Origin of the sequence: Noviherbaspirillum denitrificans, from assembly GCF_002211445.1 — a bacterium.
Classification (GTDB): Bacteria; Pseudomonadota; Gammaproteobacteria; order Burkholderiales; family Burkholderiaceae_D; genus Noviherbaspirillum; species Noviherbaspirillum denitrificans.
The window spans coordinates 1,387,849-1,392,375 of the sequence record NZ_LSTO01000001.1; the positions used below are offsets into that span (position 1 = coordinate 1,387,849).

The 4,527-nt window shown below is 62.6% G+C and carries 2 protein-coding genes; both read left to right on the forward strand.

Going from position 1 to position 4,527, the window contains the following annotated elements; genetic code table 11:
* The coding region (locus AYR66_RS06905) for a glutamate synthase-related protein (protein ID WP_088709655.1) at positions 1 to 3,424 on the forward strand (3,424 nt) is incomplete at its 5' end.
* A gap of 64 nt (positions 3,425 to 3,488) precedes the next feature.
* A partial coding sequence (locus AYR66_RS06910; protein WP_088709656.1) for a glutamate synthase subunit beta occupies positions 3,489 to 4,527 on the forward strand: 1,039 nt, incomplete at its 3' end.

Genomic DNA, 4,527 nt, shown 5'->3' on the forward strand with positions numbered 1-4,527 from the left:
CATCATCGACGACAAGGAACTGAAGGACACCTACGCCAACGCCAAGCCGTACAAGCAGTGGATCGATTCCGTCCGCATCAAGCTCGACGAGCTGGAGCAGGCCGCGGAAGAACCGAAGTCGGCCATCCCGCTGCTCGACCGCCAGCAGGCGTTCGGCTACACCCAGGAAGACATCAAGTTCCTGATGGCGCCGATGGCCGCAGGCGGCGAAGAAGCGATCGGTTCGATGGGCAACGACTCGCCGCTGGCTGTCATGTCCAACAAGAACAAGACGCTGTACAACTACTTCAAGCAACTGTTCGCGCAAGTGACCAACCCGCCGATCGACCCGATCCGCGAAGCGATGGTCATGTCCGTGGTGTCCTTCATCGGCCCGCGCCCGAATCTGCTCGACACCAACAACATCAACCCGCCGATGCGACTTGAAGTGTCGCAGCCGGTGCTCGACTATGCGGATATCGCCAAGCTGCGCAACATCAGTCAGTATACCGGCGGCAAGTTCAAGTCCTACGAACTGAACATCTGCTATCCGGTCGCCTGGGGCAAGGAAGGCATCGAAGCTCGCCTCGCATCGCTGTGCGCGAAGGCGGTTGATGCGGTCAAGTCCGGCCACAACATCCTGATCATCTCGGACCGCAAGTTCGACGCCGACCAGGTTGCGATCCCGGCACTGCTGGCCACCTCGGCCATCCACCTGCATCTGGTGAGCAAGGGCCTGCGCACCTCGACCGGCCTCGTCGTGGAAACCGGTTCCGCCCGCGAGACGCACCACTTTGCGCTGCTGGCCGGTTATGGTGCGGAAGCCGTCCATCCGTACCTCGCGATGGACACGCTGACCGAAATGGCCACGGGCCTGCCGGGCGAGCTGTCCGCCGAGAAGGTCATCTACAACTTCCAGAAGGCGATCGGCAAGGGCCTGATGAAGGTCATGTCCAAGATGGGCATTTCGACCTACATGTCCTACTGCGGCGCGCAGATCTTTGAAGCGATCGGCTTGAACAAGGCGCTGGTCGACAAGTACTTCAAGGGCACCGCGTCCAACGTGGAAGGCATCGGCGTGTTCGAAATCGCCGAGGAAGCGCTGCGCCTGCACAAGCTGGCCTTCAGCAACGACCCGGTCCTGGCCAATGCACTGGACGCCGGCGGCGAGTACGCCTTCCGTGTCCGCGGCGAAGACCACATGTGGACGCCGGATGCGATCGCCAAGCTGCAGCATTCGACCCGTTCGAACAACTTCAACACGTACAAAGAGTACGCGCAGATCATCAACGACCAGTCCAAGCGCCACATGACGCTGCGCGGCCTGTTCGAGTTCAAGATCGACCCGTCCAAGGCGATCCCGATCGACGAAGTCGAACCGGCGAAGGAAATCGTCAAGCGCTTCGCCACCGGCGCGATGTCGCTCGGCTCGATCTCGACCGAAGCGCACGCCACCCTGGCTATCGCGATGAACCGCATCGGCGGCAAGTCCAACACCGGCGAAGGCGGCGAAGACGAGAACCGTTATCGCCAGGAACTGAAGGGCATCCCGATCAAGAAGGGCGAGACCCTTGCGTCGGTGATCGGCAAGGACCGCGTCGAAGTCGACCTGCCGCTGCAGGCCGGCGACTCGCTGCGTTCCAAGATCAAGCAGGTGGCGTCGGGTCGCTTCGGTGTGACCGCCGAGTACCTGACCTCCGCCGACCAGATCCAGATCAAGATGGCGCAAGGCGCGAAGCCGGGTGAAGGCGGCCAGCTGCCGGGTCACAAGGTTTCCGAGTACATCGCGAAGCTGCGTTTCTCGGTGCCGGGCGTGGGCCTGATTTCCCCGCCGCCGCACCACGACATCTACTCGATCGAAGATCTGGCTCAGCTGATCCACGACCTGAAGAACGCTAATCCGAAGGCCTCGATCTCGGTCAAGCTGGTGTCCGAAGTTGGTGTCGGCACGGTTGCCGCGGGTGTTGCCAAGGCCAAGGCCGACCACGTCGTGATCGCCGGCCATGACGGCGGCACCGGCGCATCGCCGCTGTCCTCGATCAAGCACGCGGGTTCGCCGTGGGAACTCGGCCTCGCCGAAACCCAGCAGACCCTGGTGCTGAACCGCCTGCGCAGCCGCATCCGCGTGCAGACCGACGGCCAGATCAAGACCGGCCGCGACGTCGTCATCGGCGCCATGCTGGGCGCGGACGAGTTCGGCTTCGCGACCGCGCCGCTGGTCGTCGAAGGCTGCATCATGATGCGCAAGTGCCACCTGAACACCTGCCCGGTCGGCGTCGCCACCCAGGATCCGGTGCTGCGTGCGAAGTTCTCCGGCAAGCCGGAACACGTGGTGAACTACTTCTTCTTTGTCGCTGAAGAAGTTCGCCAGATCATGGCGCAACTGGGCATCCGCACCTTCAACGAACTGATCGGCCGCTCCGACCTGCTCGACAAGTCGAAGGCGATCTCGCACTGGAAGGCGAAGGGCCTCGACTTCAGCAAGATCTTCCACCAGCCCGATGTCCCGGCTTCCGAGCCGCGCTTCCAGGTGGAAGAGCAGGACCATGGCCTCGAGAAGGCACTGGACCACAAGCTGATCGCACAGGCAAAGGCGGCAATCGACAAGGGCGAGAAGGTTTCCTTCATCTCCCCGGTCAAGAACCTCAACCGCACCGTCGGCACCATGCTGTCCGGTGAAGTCGCAAAGAAGTACGGCCACGAAGGCCTGCCGGATGACACCATCCACATCCAGCTGCAAGGCACCGCAGGCCAGTCGGCCGGCGCCTTCCTCGCACACGGCATCACGCTGGACCTGGTGGGCGAGGGCAACGACTACGTCGGCAAGGGCCTGTCGGGCGGCCGCATCATCGTGCGCCCGAACACCGAGTTCCGCGGCTGGGCGGTCGACAACATCATCATCGGCAACACCGTGCTGTACGGCGCGATTTCCGGTGAAGCCTTCTTCAATGGCGTGGCGGGCGAGCGCTTCGCAGTGCGTAACTCTGGCGCGATCACGGTCGTCGAAGGCACCGGCGACCATGGCTGCGAATACATGACCGGCGGTACCGTCGTCGTTCTCGGCGCCACCGGACGTAACTTCGCGGCCGGCATGTCGGGCGGTATCGCCTACGTGTACGACCCGGACGGCGACTTCGCGAAGAAGTGCAACATGTCGATGGTCGCCCTCGACCCGGTCCTGAGCAGCGCGGACCAGGAAGCGAAGATCGATCGGGCTATCTGGCATGCGACCACCCGCGGCGGCGAAGGCCAGACCGACGAAGCGATCCTGAAGGGGCTGATCGAGCGCCACTTCAAGTACACCGGCAGCACGCGCGCGCGCAACCTGCTGGATGACTGGGCGAATGCACGCACCAAGTTCGTGAAGGTGTTCCCGACCGAGTACAAGCGGGCACTGGGCGAGCTGAATGCGGAAAAGTCGTCCAAGGAAAAGATCGCGGCCTAATTGATAAATACACGGCGGCAGGGATCCCGCAAGCGATCCCTGTGGCCCAGATTGTGAGTAAAAAATGGGAAAAGTAACCGGCTTTCTGGAATACCAACGCCTGCAAGAGGCGAGCGAAGCACCCCAGCTGCGCAAGAAGCACTACAAGGAATTCGTGGTGCACCTCTCCGACGCCGATGCCAAGGTGCAGGGCGCGCGCTGCATGGACTGCGGCATCCCCTTCTGCAACAACGGCTGCCCGGTCAACAACATCATTCCGGACTGGAATGACCTGGTCTTCCACGGCAACTACCGCGAAGCTCTGGACGTGCTGCACTCCACCAACAACTTCCCGGAGTTCACCGGCCGCATCTGCCCGGCACCTTGCGAAGCAGCCTGCACGCTCGGCATCAACAATGACCCGGTCGGCATCAAGTCGATCGAGCACTTCATCATCGACAAGGGCTGGGAAAACGGCTGGGTGAAGCCCCAGGTTCCGGCTGTGAAGACCGGCAGGAAAGTCGCAGTTGTCGGCGGCGGTCCCGCCGGCCTGGCAGCGGCGCAGCAGCTCGCGCGCGCCGGCCATGACGTGACCGTCTTCGAAAAGAACGATCGCGTCGGCGGCCTGCTGCGCTACGGCATCCCCGACTTCAAGATGGAAAAGTCGCACATCGACCTCCGTGTCGAGCAGATGAAGGCTGAAGGCGTGACCTTCCGTACCAGCGTTTTCGTCGGCAAGGACTTTACGCCGAACGTCTACAACTGGGCAAAGGAAACAGTCTCCCCTGACCAGCTGAAGAAGGACTTCGACGCCATCGTGATCGCCGGCGGCGCCGAGCTGCCACGCGACCTGCCGGTTCCCGGCCGTGAGCTGAAGGGCGTGCACTATGCAATGGAATTCCTGCCGCTGCAGAACAAGGTCAATGCCGGCGACAAGGTGAAGGACCAGATCATGGCCACCGGCAAGCACGTCATAGTCATCGGCGGCGGCGATACCGGCTCGGACTGCGTGGGTACCTCGAACCGCCATGGCGCAGCATCCGTCACCCAGTTCGAGCTGCTGCCGCAGCCCCCTGAACAGGAAAACAAGCCGCTGGTGTGGCCGTACTGGCCGACCAAGCTGC